Raw genomic sequence first — 19635 nt, forward strand, 5'->3', positions numbered from 1 at the left:
CAGGCGTTGGGGAGATGACGGAAGCCCGCACGGCATGAGCCCTGCGGGCTTTTTTGTCTCCTTACTCTACTCAGCCGTTCCTGTCAGACATTCCCGCCGTTATCCCCTTTCAGCTTTTCGCGAACAGGCTAAACACGCCAAGCACTAAAGCACTGTAGAAAATCACCCCGTATACGTTGTCGGAGATTGAAACCCACTTGCGGACAATACCCAGCAGCACCACCACTAACGCCGCGGGATAGATGGCACAGAGGACCGGCACCGCGAACGCAATAAGGGAGTTTAATCCCAGCACGGATATCGCCGCCGAGGCGATAAGGGTACTGGCCACCAGCATGCCGTAGGATAAACCCGTCGCATGGCTAAAATAGCGCGCGGTACCTGTGGTTAGCCCAATCGATGTCACCAGACACGCCAGGGTAATAATTACCGCCAGCAGGTTCCGGCCATATGCGCCAAATACTGTCGCCACATAATGGCTGATGATCTCAAGCCCGTTTGTCGCTGCGGCCACAGGACTATGCGCCCCCATCGACAGATAGCTAATATAAATAAGTATTAATCCCGCTGCGGCAATCCCTGCTGCTGCCGCGGAATATTTCAATATCCCGCGTTGATCTTTAACACCACGCCGCTGGCAGGATGAGAGCAATGATCTGTGGACCACATACCAGCGTATTCAGGAGAACCTGATTAAGGGCGGGCTCAGTGGACGGAGTGCGAAAGGCGGACGAACGCATACCCGTGCCGTGCGCGGTATCGACGGTGATGTGAAGCTTAACCGGGCTCTATGGGTGATGGCGGAAGCGATGCTCTCCGGATTTGAGGCAAACGGATGTTAACTCCGGCTTTATGCGGACACCTCCTGTCCGTTCGCTGATTGATTTCCAGGCAGTTTTTCCTCAAAAAGACTATGAAGCCGCATTCTGATTGCATTCATCCTGCAGAAAAAATACCGCTTCCGCTGTCCGTATCCTGTCCGGCCCTCTCGTTACACTAATCACTTAATTTTCAGTCCATTAACAGGATGGGGAACGCCTCTCATGTCTCAGTCTGAGCGCCGCCATGAGCGCCTTGCGGTCCGCCTGTCGCTGATTATCAGCCGTCTTGTGGCGGGTGAAACGCTGGCCATACAGACACTGGCCGCCGAATTTGGCGTGTCAGTGCGCACATTGCGTCGGGATTTTCGCGAGCGTCTGGCCTATCTCGACCTGGAGTTCCGTAACGGGCAATGTCGTCTGCTATCCGGCAGCCGTCAGAGGGAGCTGACGGTGCAGACCTTCGTCCGTCAGTCCGGTGTGGAGGCGCTTTTTCCGGAGATAGACAACCAGCTGGTCAACTCACTATTGAGTGCCAGCGAATCTCCCTGCCTTATCTGGCACAGCACCAACGCCAGAACACAGGCACGGAGTGAAGTTTTTACGCGACTGATTCGCGCCATCACTGAACACCGTCGGGTTACGTTACTGGCAGAAGGTCATCGTTGCACAGGTCTGGCCCCCTATCGACTGGTGTGCAGCGATGGCTGCTGGTACCTGACCGGTGAACATGAAGGACATATATCGGTTTTCACGCTGGGTGATATTCATACGGTCACATTCAATCCTGCGCTTTTTGTCCCAGAGACACAGCTACGTAATCTGTTGTCACACCCCGATTTTCTTCGGGTTTTACCTCACTTTCAGACTTTCCATTCACTTCTCGTTGTCGGTGACAACGGTTTAGCATGCAACAAAACCAGCTAACTCGAAAAAAATGGCAGAGCATCACTGTAGATAAACGTTGGCGAAAATTACTTACACATGCAGTTACACGCAAAAAATCATGATGTAAACAAAGAGGGAGCCTTTACATAACTTATTGATTTAGATGGTGCGATAATAGGAGTCGAACCTACGACCTTCGCATTACGAATGCGCTGCTCTACCAACTGAGCTATATCGGCTTTCAGGAGAGAGACTACGGTGTAAAAGGGTAAGAAAAAGCGCCCACCCCGTCAACCCCTCACCTTTTAGTCGTTGTTTTTTACACCAACACGCGCAAAAACCATACATAACAAAGGGATTACACCCCGTCTTTCGCGCTGCCATAACGCATACACGTCACATTTTGCGGCAATTTGCTCGCGCCAGTTACGCCATCTCCCCTCTTCCCTTCAGGATCGGCTATCTTCAAATTTATCTTTTTGAAATCAAGCCCCGCCAGAACAGGTCGATATTAATTAGATCGGAACACAGAAATGCCTGAGAGAGTGGGTAAATAATGCATAAATTTTTTGTCACCGATGACATATCCGGCCCGGACCTCGAGCCGAAAAGGACAGCGGCCTTAATCAAACGCGCCCTTGTGCTGATGTTTTCCCTGCTGTCAGTGCTGTTTATCATCGCCATCATCGCGCTGCTGACGATCGTGCGAAACATCAATCAGGACAGCGACAAGCACAGCGCCATGCTGCTGGAAAAGGCGATCCATAACCGGGTTGATACGCTCACCACCCATATCAAAGACTACGCCTGGTGGGGCGAAGCCTACCAGCATCTTCATCCGAGGGTGGATACCGACTGGGCCTATACCCGTCAGAACATGGGGGCCACGCTGTGGCGCGATTTTGAGTATGAAGGGCTGTTCGTGCTGGACGGTAACGGGCAGACCCGTTACAGCGTGGTTGACGGCAAGCTGGTGAAAGACTCTCTGCAATCCTGGCTAGGAGACGACCCCTTACCCGAGCTGATTCAGAAAATAAACAAGCCGGACGCTATCCCACTGTCCAGTACGGTGGTAATGAGGAACGGCCATCCGGCGCTGGTGGCCGCAGCGCGCATCACCACGGGTGATGACGCCAGGATCCCTGTTGTCCCCGGCCCGGCCTCGGTGCTGGTCTTTGTTGACGTGCTGGATGACCGTAAGCTCATCGCGCTGGGTGAAGAGTACGGTATCACCCAGACCCGCGTGCAGCACAAGGGGGCGACGAAGCTGGCAGGGCGACGCGGGGTCGCAACGCTCCCCATTGATGGCCAGCAAATCACTTTTGAGTGGAAAAGCGAAGATCCGGGACGCGAGCTGCTGCGCTACATCCTGCCGCTGCTGATCCTGCTGGCGCTCTGTACCGCTATTCCCGGCGTAATGCTGGGACGCAACGCGCTCAAAAAGGCGCGGATGTATGATGAAAACACCTTTCTGCTGGCACAGAACCGCCTTGCCCTCACCGCCAGCGAACGCCGTTTTCGTGACGTAGCTGAGGCCACCACGGACTGGATCTGGGAGACTGACGCAGAGCTACGTTTTACCTGGCTTTCCGAGCGTTTTCCCGGCATTACCGGGCACAGCATATCGGCCTGGATCGGTCGCCCGCTCAGCGAGTTCATGGCCGCAGACAACCAGTCGCTGACGGAGTGGATCACCCAGCCCGGCTAGACGGGCCATCGTCGTCTGCTGCACTGTCGCTATCTCTCCGTGATGGGCCACCAGCGCTACTGCCATATTGCGATCAAACCCGTCGTCACGCCGGAGGGGATAACCGGCTACCGTGGCACCGCCACGGATGTCACCCTGGAGGTCGAGGCGCAGGCGCGCGTGGAGTATCTCTCCCGCCACGACGAGCTCACCGGGCTGCCCAACCGGGTGCGAATGCGCGAATTTCTCGAGGGCAAGCTGCGGGCGCAGCCCACGCAGGCGCATCCGCTGGCGATGCTCAGCCTGGATCTCGATAAGTTTAAACCGGTCAACGATCTGTTCGGCCACAGCGCCGGGGATACCGTCCTGCATGAGGTCTCAGCCAGGCTACGGCACTGCATCCGCGATTACGATCTGGTGGCGCGCCAGGGCGGTGACGAATTTATTCTGATTATCTCGGACATTCATGACCGGCGGTACATTGATACCCTGTGCGAACGCATTATTGCCGAACTGACGCGCCCCTTCCTGATCAACGGGAATGAGATCGTGATCGGTGCCAGCATCGGGATCGCTATCGCGCCGCATGACGCCGTCGACGCGGGTGAACTCCTGCGCTTCTCGGACATCACGTTGTACAAAGCCAAAAGCACTGGCCGCAACAGATGGGTGTTTTATACGCCTGAAATGGCCGAGCAGATGGTGCAGCGCCGGGAGATGGAACAGAGCCTGCGCGACGGCATTAAGAAAGAGCAGTTCCGTCTGGTCTACCAGCCGCGCTACGGCCATGACTCCTCACGGATCATCGCCGTAGAGGCGTTAATCCGCTGGGATCACCCTGAACTTGGCCTGATCATGCCGGATCAGTTTATTTCTCTCGCCGAAGAGACCGGGCTGATTATTCCTCTCAGCGACTGGGTGCTGAAGACCGCCTGTCGGGACGCGCAGCAGTCTCTGCACGGCCTCTCTGTTTCGGTAAATATCTCTGCCGTCGAGTTCCAGTCCTGGCAGGTGGTGGACCGCATCCGGGATGCGCTGCAGCAGTCGCAGTTAGATCCGGCCCGGCTGGAGATCGAAATTACCGAAAACGCAACCCTGTGGAACCCGGAAAACAGCCTCGAAATCATGCTGGCGTTGAAGAAACTTGGCGTGAAGCTGCTGATGGACGATTTCGGGACCGGCTACTCCTCCCTGAGCTATCTGCGTAATTTCCCGTTCGATGGCATCAAGCTGGATAAATCCTTTATCGACGGCATGCCCGAAAGCGACAGCGCCAATACTATCGTCGAGAATATTATCGGCCTGGGCAAAGCCTTCTCGCTGAGTATTACGGCAGAAGGGGTGGAAACCGAAGGGCAGCTGCAGAAGCTGATGATGATGAAGTGCGATGAAACCCAGGGCTATTTAATCAGCAGGCCGCTCAGCCTGGCGGCATTGCAGGAACAGATCGCCGTGCTGGACTCGGCGGCACAGGAAAGGATTGAGCAGAATTCACAAGGATAGCGCGGGCAGCAGAGGCCGCCCGCGTGGAGATTACGCCCGAATGGTATCGTCACCGAAGCCGACCCACTTGTAGGTGGTCAGCGCTTCCAGCCCCATCGGGCCGCGCGCATGCAGCTTCTGGGTGCTGACCGCGACTTCAGCCCCGAGGCCAAACTGGCCGCCGTCGGTAAAGCGGGTGGAGGCGTTCACGTAGACGGCAGAAGAGTCCACTTCGTTCACAAAACGGTTGGCGTTGCTCAGGGTGCGGGTGAGGATCGCATCCGAGTGCTGGGTGCCGTGGGCGCGAATATGGGCGATGGCATCGTCCAGATCGGCAACCACCTTCACGTTCAGATCCAGCGACAGGAACTCGTCGTCGTACTGCTCTGCTTTCACTTCCTCAACCTTCGCCGGGCCCGCTTGCAGCGGGGTCAGCGCATTGATATCGGCGTGCAGGGTGACGCCGCTTTGCGCCATCTGCTGGCTTAAGGCTGGCAGGAAGCGATCGGCGATATTCTGATGCACCAGCAGCGTCTCCACCGTGTTACAGGTGCTCGGGCGCTGGGTTTTGGCGTTGACGATGATCTTCAGGGCCGGTTCAAACTCGGCCGTGTCATCGACAAAGATATGGCACACCCCAATACCGCCGGTGATCACCGGGATCGTCGACTGCTCGCGGCACAGCTTGTGCAGCCCTGCCCCGCCACGCGGGATCAGCATGTCGATGTATTTGTCCATCCGCAGCATCTCGTTGACCAGGGCACGATCCGGGCTTTCAATCGCCTGCACCGCACCGGCGGGCAGGCCGCACTCTTCCAGCGCCTGCTGGATCACTTTTACCGTTGCGGCGTTGGTGCGCCAGGTCTCTTTCCCGCCGCGGAGGATAGCGGCGTTGCCGGTTTTCAGGCACAGGGAGGCGACATCAAGGGTCACGTTCGGGCGCGCTTCGTAGATCACACCGATCACGCCTAGCGGCACGCGGCGACGTTCAATGCGCAGGCCGCTGTCCAGGAGTCCGCCGTCAATCACCTGCCCGACCGGATCGGCCAGGCTGCATACCTGACGCACGTCGTCGGCAATGCTTTTCAGGCGCGCGGGGTTTAAAGCCAGGCGATCGAGCATCGCCTCGCTCAGACCGTTGCGGCGGGCTTCTAATAAATCCTGCTCATTGGCGAGCAGGATCTCGTGTGACTGGACTTCCAGAAACTCTGCGATTTTTTCCAGCACGCGGTTTTTCTCGCGGCTGGAAAGGAGCGCCAGTTTGTACGAGGCGGCTTTGGCAGCGGCGCCCATTTGTTCCAGCATGTCCTGCTCCTTAACGGGTGATCATATCGTCGCGATGGACAGCAACCGGGCCATACTCATAGCCAAGAATGGCATCGATCTGCTGTGAATGGTGGCCTGCAATACGGCGCAGCGCGTCGCTGTTGTAGCGGCAGACGCCGTGGGCAATATCGCGCCCTTCCAGATTACAGATACGGATCACTTCACCACGGGAGAAGTTGCCTGTCACGTTTTTAATTCCTTTTGGAAGCAATGAGCTGCCTCGTTCCAGAATCGCGGCAGTGGCACCTTCATCCACGGTGATCTCCCCTGCAGGCGGCGCGCCGAAAATCCAGCGTTTGCGGTTTTCCAGCGGCGTGGCTTCGGCGTGGAAACGGGTTCCAACGGAAATGCCTTCCATCACATCGCCAATCACGCCCGGACGGCTGCCGGCGGCGATGATGGTGTCGATACCCGCCCGGCACGCCACGTCGGCGGCCTGCAGTTTGGTGCCCATGCCGCCGGTGCCGAGGCCCGACACGCTGTCGCCGGCAATGGCGCGCAGCGCATCGTCGATGCCTTTCACGTCGGTGATCAGCTCAGCCTGCGGGTTGGTGCGCGGGTCAGCGGTGAACAGCCCCTGTTGATCGGTAAGCAGCAGCAGCTTATCTGCGCCCGCCAGGATCGCCGCCAGCGCCGAGAGGTTATCGTTGTCACCTACTTTGATTTCTGCGGTAGCGACCGCATCGTTTTCGTTAATGACCGGAACGATGTTGTTATCCAGAAGCGCGCGCAGGGTATCGCGGGCGTTCAGGAAACGCTCGCGGTCTTCCATATCGGCACGGGTCAGCAGCATCTGCCCGACGTGTATGCCATAGATAGAGAACAGCTGTTCCCAGAGCTGAATCAGGCGGCTCTGACCCACGGCCGCCAGCAGCTGCTTGGAGGCAATAGTGGCGGGGAGTTCGGGGTAACCCAGGTGCTCACGTCCGGCGGCAATCGCCCCGGAGGTCACAATCACAATACGGTGCCCTGCGGCATGCAGCTGTGCGCACTGGCGCACCAGTTCGACAATGTGGGCGCGATTAAGGCGGCGCGATCCGCCTGTTAACACACTGGTACCGAGTTTTACCACCAGCGTCTGGCTGTCACTCATGATTCTCTGCCGTTTAACAATAAGGGAAATGATATCAATCAGACTTTTTATCAGGACTGGGGCCCGTTGCCAACCGCCTTAACACACAGGCTACGACTTTGTTGCGCGGGATCAGGAAGCGTAGCGGCAAACTTTGACACTTTTATTACTGAAATAAAAAAATACCCTTTTTTAAACTTATTCTGGAATTGTCATAAAACGTTCATTTCAGAAAGTTAAAACCCTTCCTGTTTTTTCACGGAACAAAAGCATGAGCTTACTGTTCAGCGAATATTAGCGCGTTTATAAGAAACCAGGATTGAAAATGAAAAAGAGTACTCTGGCATTAGTGGTCATGGGCGTTGTAGCAACTTCATCTGTACAGGCAGCCGAAGTATTTAATAAAAACGGCAATAAACTGGACGTGTACGGTAAAGTGAAAGCCATGCATTATCTCAGCGATGATGATGCCAAAGATGGTGACCAGACTTACGTGCGTTTCGGCTTTAAGGGCGAAACTCAAATCAACGAACAGCTGACTGGCTATGGCCGTTGGGAAGCTGAATTTTCCGGCAATAAAACCGAAAGCGACTCTTCTCAGAAAACCCGTCTGGCCTTTGCCGGTATTAAGCTGAAGGACTTCGGTTCATTCGACTACGGTCGTAACCTCGGTGCCCTGTACGACGTTGAAGCCTGGACCGACATGTTCCCGGAATTCGGCGGTGACTCTTCCGCGCAGACCGACAACTTCATGACCAAACGCGCCAGCGGCCTGGCAACCTACCGTAATACCGACTTCTTCGGCGCCATCGACGGTCTGGACCTGACCCTGCAATATCAGGGTAAAAACGAAGGCCGCGAAGCGAAGAAACAGAACGGTGACGGTTTCGGTACCGCTCTGACCTATGATTTCGGCGGCAGCGATTTCGCCATCAGCGGCGCTTACACCAACTCTGACCGCACCAATGCTCAGAACCTGCTGGCACGTGGCGAAGGTGAAAAAGCTGAAGCCTGGGGCACCGGTCTGAAATATGACGCAAACAACATTTACCTGGCGACCATGTATACCGAAACGCGTAATATGACGCCAATCTCCGGTGGCTTCGCCAATAAAGCACAGAACTTCGAAGTGGTTGCGCAATATCAGTTTGATTTTGGTCTGCGCCCGTCCCTGGGTTATGTCCAGTCTAAAGGCAAGGATATTGAAGGCATCGGCGATGAAGATCTGGTGAAATATATTGACGTCGGCGCGACCTATTATTTCAACAAAAATATGTCCGCGTTTGTTGATTATAAAATCAACCAGATTGATGACGATAATAAACTGGGCGTGAGCAGCGATGATATCGTTGCCCTGGGCATGACCTACCAGTTCTGATTTAGCGAAATAAAAAACCCGGCGCTGTATGGCCGGGTTTTTTTATTGTCTGTTTTCGCGTCGGACGTTAAGCAGTCAGCTTCACCGGCTCGTTGGTGAAATCATCAGCAGGCTCGAGTTTCAGATCGAACGTCGCCAGCAGCGTGCGGGCTTTCTCATGGAATTCACGCAGGGTATGCTCCAGGCGCTGAACCACTTCAGGATCTTTAATCGCCATCGCCTGCCAGTGGCCCTCTTTATTGAACAGGCCAAACTGGTAGTTATAGGTGAAGCGTGACGCTTCGGCTTCCATTTCCATCCACCATCCCCAGAATTCGCGCTTTTCCGGCGCTGGCTTTACGTTAACGCACACGGCCAGGCAGTCGAAAAAAAAGCGATTCTCTTCGCACTGCTCTTCGCGGATGTAGGGGCCAAGAGCCATAAACTTCTTGATCATTCTACTTTTCGGATGTCCACTCGGTAACGTCATTGCGATCTCCTTTTATGAAGCCACTGTTGTACCAAACCTTAAGAAATTAGCAATCTCTTAACACAATCTCTGATGGATCCAACGCGTAATCTGCTGCAATGCCTTGTCAAAATTCTGATACACCGGGGTGAATGGCACCTCCAGCAGCTTGCCATCAACAGATGACGAGGTGATTAAGCGGGACTCCTCTTCCGGGCTGAAGGGATCGTTTTTCCAGAAGCCAGAGAGCATCGGCGTCGGACACCGACGGCCCAACAATCCCTGGGTTTTCAGCGAGTAGCGATTAAGCTCCACGCGCAGCGCCTCGTCGGACGCATCATGCATGCCCAGGCTGCTGGCCAGCACGTCGAGGTACATTTCCGGCACGCTGCCCTGGCGCGCAGGCTCGCTTAACAGCGCATGCACCACCGGCCCGAGACAGGCCACCGCTTTCAGGCGTGAAGATTCCAGATAGGCCAGACGCACGGCGACGTTAGCGCCAAAGCGGAAGCCAAACGCCGCCACCCGGGTGTGATCCACCCACGGATTCTGTTCCAGCGCTTTCAGGGCGTGCTGGTGGAGCAGGCTGGAATCCTGGGTCAGCTTCCATTTGGACGAGAAGCCAATCGACGGCATGTCGAGGGTAAGCATCGCCAGCCCTTTCGGGGCTAAGTAACGCTCATACAGGCTGTAGTAATCAGTTTGCAGCGAGTCGAGGCCGCCGCACATCATCACCGTCGGGAAGGGGCCATCGCCCGCCGGCAGATGCAGGAAGCCGGTCACCGCCGGGCCGCCGGGAACAGTAAAGGTGAGTTCGCGCATCTGGCCAGGCAGATGCTGGGCTGCTTCCTGGTAGGCACGGTTTGCCAGGGCCTGCGCCTGTTCCGCCAGTTCGTCGCCTTTCAGGTGCGGGTAAGCCGCGATGCTGTAGAGGTTACAGGCATGCAACCAGTGCTTGCCGCTCAACAGGGGATCGTCTTCCTGGCTCGCCTTTTGCTGCCAGATCATCGCCTGTTTTGCCCATTCGTAGATCCAGTTGCCGCCGCGATAGCCCACCACCGTGTCGTACAGATCCTCGTCGGTACGTTCGGCCTGGCTCATCACGATACGCGCCTGCACGTCCAGAATTTCACGGGGATCGATGCCGCGCCAGATCCACATCAGACGGTTAACCATGCGGTACCAGTGCGGGATGTTTTTGCCATCCAGCGCCGATTGCACTGACGGTTGTACGCCACTGTTAAAGCGACGAACCAGCGTCGAAGTTTCCGGATGTTTGAATTTGGGCTTGAAGAGAATTTCGCTGAGATTCGCCTGGGACATTGCGCGCTGCCTCTTAAGATACGTCAGAGGGCATCATTGTAACGCGACAAAGGCGAAAAAATAACGCCCGGCATCACCGGGCGTTAAAAATGTATGGATTAGCGGCCTGAAATAGGTGGGACGAATACTACGCCCATATCCCATGGCTGTTCGATCCAGGTATCCTGCGGGATATCAATTACATAATCGTCAACCAGCGGCTGACCAGCCGGCTTAGCGAAGATAGTCACGAAATGCGCTTTTGGATACATTTCACGGATGGCAACCGCCGTACCGCCGGTATCAACCAGATCGTCAATCACGATGAAGCCTTCACCATCGCCTTCGGCGCGTTTCAGCACTTTCAGCTCACGCTGGTTGTCGTGGTCGTAGCTGGAGATGCACACGGTATCGACATGGCGAATACCCAGCTCACGTGCCAGCAATGCCCCCGGTACCAGGCCACCGCGGCTAACAGCGATGATGCCTTTCCACTGCTCAGATGGCATCAGGCGCGCAGCCAGTTTACGTGCATGAATCTGCAACATGTCCCAGGTGACGATGTATTTTTCGCTCATGTGAATTGTCCCAGCCTGTTTATATACGGCTTAAAAAGTGTTCGAGGGGGAAAATGGTTGCGCGAGATTATAGAGATCTGAAGCACTAAAAACCAGTGCTAAGCGGTTCCGCCCGGAGTTTTTACTTGCTTACCCCTACCAGCCGCCAGAGAAAGTGGTATTCTCAAACCCACCTCGCAAGTCTGACTTGTGGTAACTCTAAACCTGCTAACCCCGTGACCTGCAACATTGTCTGCCGGCCATCGACAAGGAGACTTACTGTGTCTGAACTGTCTCAGTTATCGCCACAACCGCTGTGGGATATTTTTGCCAAAATCTGCTCCATTCCTCACCCGTCTTATCACGAAGAACAGCTTGCCGAACACATCATGGGCTGGGCGAAGGAAAAAGGGCTGCACGCCGAGCGCGACCAGGTTGGCAACATTCTGATCCGTAAACCTGCCACCGCCGGGATGGAAAACCGTAAACCGGTTGTGCTGCAGGCGCACCTGGACATGGTTCCACAGAAGAACAACGATACCGTTCACGACTTCACCAAAGATCCGATTCAGCCGTACATCGACGGCGAGTGGATCAAAGCCCGTGGCACCACGCTGGGTGCAGATAACGGCATCGGTATGGCCTCTGCGCTGGCGGTGCTGGCAGACGATCGCGTTGAGCATGGTCCGCTGGAAGTGCTGCTGACTATGACCGAAGAAGCCGGTATGGATGGCGCCTTTGGTCTGCAACCGAACTGGCTGCAGGCGGATATCCTGATCAATACCGATTCCGAAGAGGAAGGCGAAATCTATATGGGTTGCGCGGGCGGTATCGACTTTATCTCCACGCTGCCGCTGACCCGTGAAGCGATCCCGGCAGGCTTCCAGACCTTCAAGCTGACGCTGAAAGGGCTGAAAGGCGGCCACTCCGGCGGTGACATTCATTTAGGGTTAGGCAATGCCAACAAGCTGCTGGCCCGTTTCCTCGCCGGTCACGCTGCCGAGCTGGATCTGCGTCTGGTGGATTTCAACGGCGGTACGCTGCGTAACGCGATCCCGCGTGAAGCCTTCGCTACCGTGGCCGTGGCCGCAGACAAAGCCGATGCGCTGAAAAAGCTCTCCACCGTTTACCTGGATATCCTGAAAAACGAACTGGAAGCGAAAGAGAAGAACCTGACCGTGGTGCTGGAAGCGGTTACCACTGATAAAGCCGCGCTGACTGAACAGTCCCGCGACCGCTTTGTTCAGCTGCTGAATGCGACCCCGAACGGCGTTATCCGCAACTCAGACGTAGCGAAAGGCGTGGTGGAAACCTCCCTGAACGTCGGCGTGGTGACCATGGCTGACGACAGCGCAGAGATCATCTGCCTGATCCGCTCCCTGATCGACAGCGGTAAAGATTACGTGGTGAGCATGCTGGAATCTCTGGGCACCCTGTCTGGCGCGAAGACCGTTGCCAAGGGCAGCTATCCGGGCTGGCAGCCAGATGCGAGTTCACCGGTGATGGCGCTGGTGCGTGAAACCTATCAGCGTCTGTTCAACAGCACGCCGAACATTCAGGTGATCCACGCGGGTCTGGAGTGCGGTCTGTTCAAGAAACCGTACCCGGATATGGACATGGTTTCCATCGGGCCAACCATTACCGGTCCTCACTCTCCGGATGAGCAGGTGCATATCGAAAGCGTGGGCCATTACTGGACCCTGCTGACGGAACTGCTGAAAGCGATTCCGGCGAAGTAATCAACCATGTTGCCCGGCGGCACTGCGTTTGCCGGGCCTACGGGTTACGCGCCCGTTGTAGGCCCGGTAAGCGTAAGCGCCACCGGGCAGTAGAGTGTAGGCCCGGTAAGCGTAAGCGCCACCGGGCTTTTTTACAGCCCCAACACCAGCTGCCGCTCCAGCTGCGGATCCAGCAGCGTGACGTGTAATCCCACCAGCCGTACCCCCCGCCCTGCCCGACGCTCTTCCCAGGCTTTCTTTGCTGTCGCAATCAAATCGTCTTTGTTCAGCCGCGGCCAGACGTGCTCCTGGGTGGTTTGCTGAAAGTCGTTGAACTTGAGTTTTACCCCCTGGCGGGCAATCAGCAGATCCGGTTTGACCTTAGCCAGCCGCCGCTCCAGCTCGGGATAAAGCTGCCCGACGATAATGGCTTCGCAGTCTGCCCAGTCATGGATATCCTCCGCCAGGGTACGTTCCACTCCCACCGATTTACGCAGCCGCTCGCTGTTAACGTTGCGCTCATCAATGCCCTGACTCCGCTCCCACAATACCCGGCCAAACTTACCAAAGCGCTTTAGCAGCATCCCCAGATCGCTGTTCTGTACATCCCCGCAGGTGCGCAGCCCCATGCTCTCCAGCTTTGCCGCAGAGACTTTCCCTACGCCGGGGATCTTACCCAGCGGCAGCGTTTTGATAAATGCCGGCACTTCGTCAGGGGTGATCACATACTGGCCGTTGGGCTTATTGAGATCCGAGGCGATTTTGGCGAGAAATTTCACCGGCGCGACGCCCGCCGAGGCGGTGAGCTGCAGTTCATCAAAAATCGTCTGACGGATCTCCTGGGCCATCAGCGTGGCGGAGCCGTGGCAGTGCAGGCTGTCGGTGACGTCCAGATAGGCTTCGTCCAGCGACAGAGGCTCAATCAGGGAGGTATAGCGGGAGAAGATTTCGCGAATATGGTGGGACGCTTCTTTATAGGCCTCGAAACGTCCGGGTAATAAGGTCAGGTGCGGGCAGAGTTTTAACGCCATCGCGGTCGGCATGGCGCTGCGCACGCCAAACTTGCGTGCCGGGTAGTTCGCGGTGCTGATCACCCCGCGTTGTACACGACTGCCGCCAATGGCAATGGGGATATCCCGCAGCGCCGGGTTGTCGCGCATCTCTACCGCAGCAAAAAAACAGTCCATATCAACATGGATTATCTTGCGCATCATCGTCACCACACCTGTAATTATGCACAGTATAACAAAGTGCAAAAAATGCGTCAGCAGATTTACCGTCTCATGGCTGTCATTAAAGCGTGGTACAAGAATAAGCCACCAACCCGTCACAAGCCATTGAATTAAATGATTTAAAATGGAAAATTATTGATGAAAAAGATGATTATCGCCTCACTTCTGCTGTCGTCCTCCGCATGGGCTAGCCCACAAATGATTGCTCACCGCGGAGGAACCGCCGACGCGCCGGAGAATACCCTTCCGGCCATCAAGCTGGCGCTGGAAAACCGCGCTCAGGCAATCTGGGTCACCGTGCAGCTCAGCCGTGACGGCGTTCCCGTTCTGTATCGTCCCAGCGATCTCAGCGCGTTAACCGCGGCAAAGGGAAAAATCTCTCAGTACACCCAGGCCGAACTGGCGACATTTGATGCCGGTGCAAAATGGAAAGAAAAGGTCGCCGGAACTACAATTCCGACCCTGAAAGCGGTGCTGGAACGCTGGCCTGACGTTCAGTTCTATATCGATATTAAATCCCCCGACGCCGATCCGGCTGAGATGGGCAAACAGCTGCTTGGCGTGTTGAAAGAAACCAACAGCCTGACGCGTGTTCGCGTCTATTCAACGGAGGATCGCTATCTTGATGCCCTGCCTGCAGAGGTGCCGCGCTTTGTCACCCGGAGTGAAACGCGCACCCGGCTGGCGAATATCTCCCTGAACCACGAATGCCTGCCGCCGGTAAAGAAAATGGATGCCTGGTGGTACGGGCTGGAGCTGAATCGCAAAGTGGAAGTGGTGGAGAAATTTACGCTGGGCGAGGGCATCTCCCCGGCGACCCTGACGTGGGATAAGGAGGCGATGGACTGCTTCCGCTCCCAAGGGAATGCCCATGTGATCCTGCTTGGCGTTAACTCCGCGGAGGATTACCAGAAAGCACAGGCGCTGGGGGCCGACGGCGTGATGGTGGATTCACCCGCCCAGGCCAGAGCGTGGATGAAGTAAAAAAACAGGCCGCTGCTGCGGCCTGTTTCGTTCAGAGGATCCTGTTTTGCTGGCGCTGTGCTTCGCGTTGCATGCGCTTTTTACGCGCGTCGCACGGCTCGGGGCAGTCGCAGACCTTCTCCATCCCCAGCGAGGAGATGCCGCCGCAGCTGCCCTGAATGCTTTTGCGCTTAATCAGCCAGCCGAGCGACATGCCAAAAATCACCAGCACAAAGATCGCAAAGGTCAGCACAAAGGTCACCATCATCAACCTCCAAAATCATCCAGCATGATGTTCTCATCTTCCACGCCGAGATCCTGCAGCATTTTGATGACGGCGGCGTTCATCATTGGCGGCCCACACATGTAGAACTCGCAGTCTTCCGGCGCGGTGTGGTGTTTGAGATAGTTTTCATACAGCACGTTATGGATGAACCCGGTATAGCCGGTCCAGTTGTCTTCCGGCTGCGGATCGGAGAGCGCAATGTGGAAGCTGAAGTTCGGGTTGTCCCGCGCCAGCTGTTCAAACTCCTCCTGATAGAACATCTCCCGCAGTGAACGGGCGCCGTACCAGAAGCTGATCTTACGTTTACTACCCAGACGCTTAAGCTGATCGAAAATGTGCGAACGCATCGGCGCCATCCCGGCTCCCCCACCGATAAAGACCATTTCGGCGTCGGTCTCTTTGGCAAAGAACTCACCAAACGGACCGGAGATCGTCACCTTATCACCCGCCTTCAGCGACCAGATATACGACGACATGATCCCCGGCGGTGCATCCGGTACGCCTGGCGGCGGCGTGGCGATACGCACGTTGAGCATGATAATGCCTTTCTCGTCCGGGTAGTTGGCCATAGAGTAGGCGCGCAGCGTTGGCTCTTTGACTTCAGAGACAAAGCGGAACAGGTTGAATTTGTCCCAGTCGCCGCGGTATTCCTCCGGCACGTCAAAGTCTTTGTAGGCGACAGTGTGCTCCGGGCATTCGATCTGAATGTAGCCGCCCGCGCGGAACGGCACGTCTTCGCCATCGGGAACCCGCAGCTTCAGCTCTTTAATGAAGGTGGCTTTGTTATCGTTGGAGATAACTTCGCACTGCCACTTTTTCACGCCGAAGATCTCCTCCGGCAGCTCAATCTTCATGTTCTGACGCACCGCCACCTGACAGGCCAGACGACAACCCTCTTTCGCCTCACGCTTGCTGATGTGCGACAGTTCGGTCGGCAGGATATCGCCCCCGCCCTCTTTGACCGTGACCCGGCATTGCCCGCACGAGCCACCGCCGCCGCAGGCAGAAGAGATAAAAATGCCATTGCCCGAGAGGGTGTTCAGCAGCTTGTCACCCGCAGGGGTACGGATCTGCTTATCCGCCTCGTCGTTAATCTCAATGATCACATCGCCGGAGTTCACCAGCTTTGAGCGCGCCACCAGGATCAGCCCCGAGAGCACCAGCACAATCAGCGTGAACATCACTACGCCAAGTATAATTTCCATACATTTAGCCCTTACAGCTGCACACCGGAGAAGGACATAAAGCCCAGCGCCATCAGACCGGTGGTGATAAAGGTGATCCCTAAGCCGCGCAACCCGGCCGGCACGTTGGCATACTTCATTTTTTCGCGCAGGCCCGCCATTGTCACGATAGCCAGCATCCAGCCAATACCGGAGCCGAAGCCGTACACCACCGACTCACTAAAGTTGTAATCACGCTGCACCATGAACGACACGCCGCCGAAGATGGCGCAGTTCACGGCGATCAGCGGCAGGAAGATGCCCAGCGCCGTGTAGAGTGACGGGAAGTATTTATCGAGGATCATCTCGAGGATCTGCACCAGCGCCGCAATCACGCCGATAAAGGTGATGAAGTTGAGGAAACTCAGATCAACGCCATCCACCAGCGCGCCGTCGCGCAGCACCAGGTTAAAGACCAGGTTGTTGATGGGCACCGACAGCCCCAGCACCACCATAACGGCAACACCCAGACCGAAGGCGGTCGACACCTTTTTGGAAACCGCAAGGAAGGTGCACATGCCGAGGAAAAACGCGAGCGCCATGTTTTCGACAAACACCGCCCGCACAAACAAACTCAGGTAATGAGCCATTGTCGGTTACTCCTTTTCCTGCTGCTCGGGGCGCCAGGTTCTCACCGCCCAGATCAGCAAACCGATAATGAAGAACGCGCTGGGGGCCAGCAGGAACAGGCCGTTCGGCAGATACCAGCCGCCGTTTTGCACGGTATCGAGCACGGTGATGCCAAACAGCTTGCCGCTGCCGATAAGCTCACGCAGGAAACCGACCGTCAGCAGGATCACGCCGTAGCCGAGACCGTTGCCGATGCCGTCCATAAAGCTCGCCAGCGGCGGCATCTTCATGGCATAGGCTTCTGCGCGCCCCATCACGATGCAGTTGGTGATGATCAGGCCCACAAACACCGACAGCTGTTTTGAGGTTTCGTAGGCAAAGGCCCGCAGCAGCTGATCCACCACGATCACCAGCGAGGCGATGATCGCCATCTGCACGATGATACGCACGCTGTTGGGGATGTGGTGGCGGATCATCGAGATGAACATGCTGGAAAACGCCGTCACCAGGGTGACTGCCAGGGTCATTACCACGGCGGTTTCCAGCTTGGTGGTGACCGCCAGCGCCGAACAGACGCCCAGCACCTGCAGGGTAATCGGGTTATTGGCGATGAGCGGCCCGATAAGAACCCGTTTAACTTCTTTCAGTTCGCCCGCATCAGCCATTGTTCAGCTCTCCTTCACGTACCTTTTTAAGAAAGGGTCCAAAACCCAGCTCACCCATCCAGAAATCAAAGCTGTGCTGAACGCCGTTTGAGGTCAGCGTGGCCCCGGAAAGGCCATCGACGGCGTACTCGTCACCCGGACGCGCGGCTCCTTTCATCACCTTCAGCGCCGGCTGGCCGTTATCGTCCAGCACTTTTTTGCCGACAAACTGCGCCCGCCAGGCCGGATTCTCTACTTCGCCACCCAGCCCCGGGGTTTCGCCCTGGTCGTAATAGGTGATGCCTTTGACCGTGCGGCCATCGGTGTTGAGGGCGACGAAGGCATACATCATCGACCATAATCCGTTGCCGTACACCGGCAGCACCAGCTCCTGGACGCGTTGTTGCTCATCGCGCACCAGGTAGATCTCTGCCGTATTGCTGCGGCGTTTAATGCCCGCCGGATCCTGGCTGGCTTCCAGTTCGGTGCTGCGCTGCGGATCTTTCAGCGCCTGCGCCTGGTTATAGCTCGACGGATCGCTCTCCAGCAGCTCGCCGGTATTGAGATCCACCAGACGCGGCGTAATACGTTCAGCGAAGATCTGCGCCACATCATCGGCGCTCATTTCGCCCTGCATCAGCCCCGCCACCGCCAGAATGTTACGCTGCTTGTCGAGGGCGCGTTGCTCCTGCTGGCGGGACTTAAGCCCTACCGCAGAGCCCGCCACCACGATGGAGCAGACCAGACACAGCACGATGACCACCATCAGCGTCTTGCCGATGCTGTCATTATTTTTCATCTCAGCCACGCGCCTTCCTCCGTTTGATGTTGGCACGCACCACCAGGTAATCGAACAGCGGCGCAAACAGGTTGGCGAACAGGATCGCCAGCATCATCCCTTCCGGGTAGGCCGGGTTCACGACGCGGATCAGCACGCACATCACGCCGATCAGCGCCCCGTACCACCATTTGCCTTTGTCGGTAAAGGAGGCCGACACCGGGTCGGTGGCCATAAACATCATGCCGAAGGCGAAACCGCCCAGTACCAGATGCCAGTACCACGGCATGGCGAACATCGGGTTGGTCGCTGAGCCGATCAGGTTAAACAGCGTCGCGGTGAGGATCATGCCGAGCATGACGCCAGCCACGATGCGCCAGGAGGCGACGCGGCCAAACAGAATGATGGCGCCGCCAATCAGGATCATCAGCGTAGAGACTTCACCAATCGAGCCCGGAATGGTGCCGATAAAGGCATCGAACCAGCTGACCGGCTGGCCGGTGGCGTTGTTGACCAGCGCCTCTCCGCCGTGAGCGGCCCACTGCGACAGCGGCGTCGCACCAGAGAAGCCGTCCGCCGCCGTCCAGACCAGATCGCCGGAGATTTGTGCCGGGTAGGCAAAGAACAGGAACGCACGTCCGGCGAGAGCCGGATTGAGGAAGTTGCGTCCGGTGCCGCCGAAAATCTCCTTCGCCATCACCACGCCAAAGCTGATGCCCATCGCCGCCTGCCACAGCGGCAACGTTGGTGGCACAATCAGGGCGAACAGAATGGAGGTGACAAAGAAGCCTTCGTTGATCTCGTGCTTGCGGATAATCGCGAACAGTACTTCCCAGAAACCGCCGACCAGAAATACCGTCATGTAGATGGGCAGGAAGTAGACCGCCCCCAGGGTCATCATGCTGATCCATCCGGCATCAGGGGTAAAGCTGACCCCCAGCATCTGCGCCACCCGGTAGTGCCAGTCGCCCGCGATAATCTGCGGTAGCTGCTGGGCATCATAAAGATGCGTCAGCGCCGGGATGGTTTGCAGACCGACGTTGTACATGCCCCAGAACATCGCCGGGAACACCGCGAACCAGACGAGGATCATCATACGCTTGAGGTCGATGGCGTCGCGCACGTGCGCGGCCCCTTTGGTGACCTGGCCTGACGTATAGAGGAGCGTCGCGGTCGCTTCAAACAGCGGGTAGTACTTTTCCAGCTTGCCGCCGTGGGTAAAGTGCGGCTCCAGCTTTTCAATGAGATGTTTCAGGCCCATCA

General features: G+C 56.6%; 19 protein-coding genes, 1 tRNA gene and 1 pseudogene. 7 read left to right on the forward strand and 14 right to left on the reverse strand.

Annotated features, from left to right (window positions below; genetic code table 11):
- Nucleotides 1-109 precede the first annotated feature (109 nt).
- Nucleotides 110-604 carry a branched-chain amino acid transport system II carrier protein gene (locus LRS40_RS02485; protein ID WP_231313016.1) on the reverse strand — a complete coding sequence of 165 codons (495 nt, stop codon included), beginning with the start codon at nucleotides 602-604 and terminating at the stop codon, nucleotides 110-112.
- Between the two features lie 16 nt (nucleotides 605-620).
- Between LRS40_RS02485 and LRS40_RS02490 the strand changes: the two are divergent.
- Both LRS40_RS02490 and LRS40_RS02495 read left to right on the forward strand, forming a co-directional pair.
- A pseudogene (locus tag LRS40_RS02490) lies at nucleotides 621-842 on the forward strand (DUF932 domain-containing protein); the annotation flags it as partial.
- Between the two features lie 201 nt (nucleotides 843-1043).
- Nucleotides 1044-1745: a WYL domain-containing protein gene (locus tag LRS40_RS02495; RefSeq protein WP_001581438.1), complete on the forward strand. Its 702-nt coding sequence runs from the start codon at nucleotides 1044-1046 to the stop codon at nucleotides 1743-1745.
- A 125-nt stretch (nucleotides 1746-1870) separates the two neighbouring features.
- On the opposite strand, the gene LRS40_RS02500 is transcribed toward LRS40_RS02495, so the two are convergent.
- Nucleotides 1871-1945, reverse strand: a tRNA-Thr gene (locus LRS40_RS02500).
- Nucleotides 1946-2262: 317 nt separating this feature from the next.
- Here LRS40_RS02500 and LRS40_RS24715 point away from each other — a divergent pair.
- Nucleotides 2263-3414 (forward strand): CHASE4 domain-containing protein, encoded by a 1152-nt coding sequence (locus LRS40_RS24715; protein ID WP_304608188.1) that lies wholly within the window; start codon nucleotides 2263-2265, stop codon nucleotides 3412-3414.
- Nucleotides 3415-3456: 42 nt separating this feature from the next.
- Entirely contained in the window at nucleotides 3457-4896 is a 1440-nt protein-coding gene (locus LRS40_RS24720; RefSeq protein WP_304608192.1) for a bifunctional diguanylate cyclase/phosphodiesterase, read from the forward strand.
- A 30-nt stretch (nucleotides 4897-4926) separates the two neighbouring features.
- Here the strand turns inward: LRS40_RS24720 and proA are convergent, their stop codons facing one another.
- Nucleotides 4927-6180 carry a glutamate-5-semialdehyde dehydrogenase gene (gene proA / locus LRS40_RS02510; protein ID WP_231313017.1) on the reverse strand — a complete coding sequence of 418 codons (1254 nt, stop codon included), beginning with the start codon at nucleotides 6178-6180 and terminating at the stop codon, nucleotides 4927-4929.
- Between the two features lie 10 nt (nucleotides 6181-6190).
- Complete coding sequence (proB, locus tag LRS40_RS02515) at nucleotides 6191-7294, reverse strand: glutamate 5-kinase (RefSeq protein WP_032616689.1); 1104 nt, start codon at nucleotides 7292-7294, stop codon at nucleotides 6191-6193.
- A gap of 304 nt (nucleotides 7295-7598) precedes the next feature.
- Between proB and phoE the strand changes: the two genes are divergently transcribed.
- On the forward strand, nucleotides 7599-8651 hold the full coding sequence (gene phoE / locus LRS40_RS02520) for a phosphoporin PhoE (protein ID WP_231313018.1): 1053 nt from the start codon (nucleotides 7599-7601) through the stop codon (nucleotides 8649-8651).
- 67 nt (nucleotides 8652-8718) lie between these two features.
- On the opposite strand, the gene crl is transcribed toward phoE, so the two are convergent.
- The 3 genes from crl to gpt form a co-directional block, all read right to left on the reverse strand.
- Entirely contained in the window at nucleotides 8719-9120 is a 402-nt protein-coding gene (crl, locus tag LRS40_RS02525; RefSeq protein WP_142488341.1) for a sigma factor-binding protein Crl, read from the reverse strand.
- Nucleotides 9121-9177: 57 nt separating this feature from the next.
- Nucleotides 9178-10422: an esterase FrsA gene (frsA, locus tag LRS40_RS02530; protein WP_142488340.1), complete on the reverse strand. Its 1245-nt coding sequence runs from the start codon at nucleotides 10420-10422 to the stop codon at nucleotides 9178-9180.
- 98 nt (nucleotides 10423-10520) lie between these two features.
- Complete coding sequence (gene gpt / locus LRS40_RS02535; protein WP_106995995.1) at nucleotides 10521-10979, reverse strand: xanthine phosphoribosyltransferase; 459 nt, start codon at nucleotides 10977-10979, stop codon at nucleotides 10521-10523.
- 260 nt (nucleotides 10980-11239) lie between these two features.
- Between gpt and pepD the strand changes: the two genes are divergently transcribed.
- On the forward strand, nucleotides 11240-12697 hold the full coding sequence (gene pepD, locus LRS40_RS02540) for a cytosol nonspecific dipeptidase (RefSeq protein ID WP_142488339.1): 1458 nt from the start codon (nucleotides 11240-11242) through the stop codon (nucleotides 12695-12697).
- Nucleotides 12698-12828: 131 nt separating this feature from the next.
- Here pepD and dinB read toward each other — a convergent pair whose 3' ends face one another.
- On the reverse strand, nucleotides 12829-13887 hold the full coding sequence (gene dinB / locus LRS40_RS02545) for a DNA polymerase IV (RefSeq protein ID WP_156265039.1): 1059 nt from the start codon (nucleotides 13885-13887) through the stop codon (nucleotides 12829-12831).
- A gap of 159 nt (nucleotides 13888-14046) precedes the next feature.
- Between dinB and LRS40_RS02550 the strand changes: the two genes are divergently transcribed.
- Complete coding sequence (locus tag LRS40_RS02550) at nucleotides 14047-14892, forward strand: glycerophosphodiester phosphodiesterase family protein (protein ID WP_231313019.1); 846 nt, start codon at nucleotides 14047-14049, stop codon at nucleotides 14890-14892.
- 31 nt (nucleotides 14893-14923) lie between these two features.
- On the opposite strand, the gene nqrM is transcribed toward LRS40_RS02550, so the two are convergent.
- The 6 genes from nqrM to LRS40_RS02580 are packed head-to-tail and all read right to left on the reverse strand — an operon-like array spanning nucleotide 14924 to nucleotide 19633.
- Nucleotides 14924-15139: a (Na+)-NQR maturation NqrM gene (gene nqrM / locus LRS40_RS02555; protein ID WP_185902334.1), complete on the reverse strand. Its 216-nt coding sequence runs from the start codon at nucleotides 15137-15139 to the stop codon at nucleotides 14924-14926.
- Nucleotides 15139-16362 carry an NADH:ubiquinone reductase (Na(+)-transporting) subunit F gene (gene nqrF, locus LRS40_RS02560; protein WP_231313020.1) on the reverse strand — a complete coding sequence of 408 codons (1224 nt, stop codon included), beginning with the start codon at nucleotides 16360-16362 and terminating at the stop codon, nucleotides 15139-15141. The genes nqrM and nqrF overlap by 1 nt, the downstream gene beginning before the upstream one ends.
- Nucleotides 16363-16373: 11 nt before the next feature.
- Complete coding sequence (gene nqrE / locus LRS40_RS02565) at nucleotides 16374-16970, reverse strand: NADH:ubiquinone reductase (Na(+)-transporting) subunit E (RefSeq protein WP_231313021.1); 597 nt, start codon at nucleotides 16968-16970, stop codon at nucleotides 16374-16376.
- Nucleotides 16971-16976: 6 nt separating this feature from the next.
- On the reverse strand, nucleotides 16977-17615 hold the full coding sequence (locus LRS40_RS02570; protein ID WP_032616678.1) for an NADH:ubiquinone reductase (Na(+)-transporting) subunit D: 639 nt from the start codon (nucleotides 17613-17615) through the stop codon (nucleotides 16977-16979).
- The gene (locus LRS40_RS02575; RefSeq protein WP_156262960.1) at nucleotides 17608-18402 is read right to left on the reverse strand and encodes a Na(+)-translocating NADH-quinone reductase subunit C; all 795 of its coding nucleotides are present in this window, start codon (nucleotides 18400-18402) and stop codon (nucleotides 17608-17610) included. Before LRS40_RS02575 ends, LRS40_RS02570 begins: the two co-directional genes overlap by 8 nt.
- Nucleotides 18395-19633 carry an NADH:ubiquinone reductase (Na(+)-transporting) subunit B gene (locus tag LRS40_RS02580; protein ID WP_231313022.1) on the reverse strand — a complete coding sequence of 413 codons (1239 nt, stop codon included), beginning with the start codon at nucleotides 19631-19633 and terminating at the stop codon, nucleotides 18395-18397. The genes LRS40_RS02575 and LRS40_RS02580 overlap by 8 nt, the downstream gene beginning before the upstream one ends.
- Between the last annotated feature and the right edge of the window lie 2 nt (nucleotides 19634-19635).

The sequence above is a fragment of the Leclercia sp. G3L genome (genome assembly GCF_021117075.1).
Classification (GTDB): domain Bacteria; phylum Pseudomonadota; class Gammaproteobacteria; order Enterobacterales; family Enterobacteriaceae; genus Enterobacter; species Enterobacter adecarboxylatus_C.

Coding starts and splice junctions, on each gene's coding strand:
- phoE (WP_231313018.1), top strand. CDS start 7,599: ATGAAAAAGAGTACTCTGGCATTAGTGGTCATGGGCGTTGTAGCAACT.
- nqrE (WP_231313021.1), bottom strand. CDS start 16,970: ATGGCTCATTACCTGAGTTTGTTTGTGCGGGCGGTGTTTGTCGAAAAC.
- frsA (WP_142488340.1), bottom strand. CDS start 10,422: ATGTCCCAGGCGAATCTCAGCGAAATTCTCTTCAAGCCCAAATTCAAA.
- dinB (WP_156265039.1), bottom strand. CDS start 13,887: ATGCGCAAGATAATCCATGTTGATATGGACTGTTTTTTTGCTGCGGTA.
- proB (WP_032616689.1), bottom strand. CDS start 7,294: ATGAGTGACAGCCAGACGCTGGTGGTAAAACTCGGTACCAGTGTGTTA.
- LRS40_RS24720 (WP_304608192.1), top strand. CDS start 3,457: ATGGGCCACCAGCGCTACTGCCATATTGCGATCAAACCCGTCGTCACG.
- LRS40_RS02550 (WP_231313019.1), top strand. CDS start 14,047: ATGAAAAAGATGATTATCGCCTCACTTCTGCTGTCGTCCTCCGCATGG.
- LRS40_RS02495 (WP_001581438.1), top strand. CDS start 1,044: ATGTCTCAGTCTGAGCGCCGCCATGAGCGCCTTGCGGTCCGCCTGTCG.
- proA (WP_231313017.1), bottom strand. CDS start 6,180: ATGCTGGAACAAATGGGCGCCGCTGCCAAAGCCGCCTCGTACAAACTG.
- gpt (WP_106995995.1), bottom strand. CDS start 10,979: ATGAGCGAAAAATACATCGTCACCTGGGACATGTTGCAGATTCATGCA.
- nqrM (WP_185902334.1), bottom strand. CDS start 15,139: ATGATGGTGACCTTTGTGCTGACCTTTGCGATCTTTGTGCTGGTGATT.
- LRS40_RS02570 (WP_032616678.1), bottom strand. CDS start 17,615: ATGGCTGATGCGGGCGAACTGAAAGAAGTTAAACGGGTTCTTATCGGG.
- LRS40_RS02580 (WP_231313022.1), bottom strand. CDS start 19,633: ATGGGCCTGAAACATCTCATTGAAAAGCTGGAGCCGCACTTTACCCAC.
- nqrF (WP_231313020.1), bottom strand. CDS start 16,362: ATGGAAATTATACTTGGCGTAGTGATGTTCACGCTGATTGTGCTGGTG.
- LRS40_RS24715 (WP_304608188.1), top strand. CDS start 2,263: ATGCATAAATTTTTTGTCACCGATGACATATCCGGCCCGGACCTCGAG.
- crl (WP_142488341.1), bottom strand. CDS start 9,120: ATGACGTTACCGAGTGGACATCCGAAAAGTAGAATGATCAAGAAGTTT.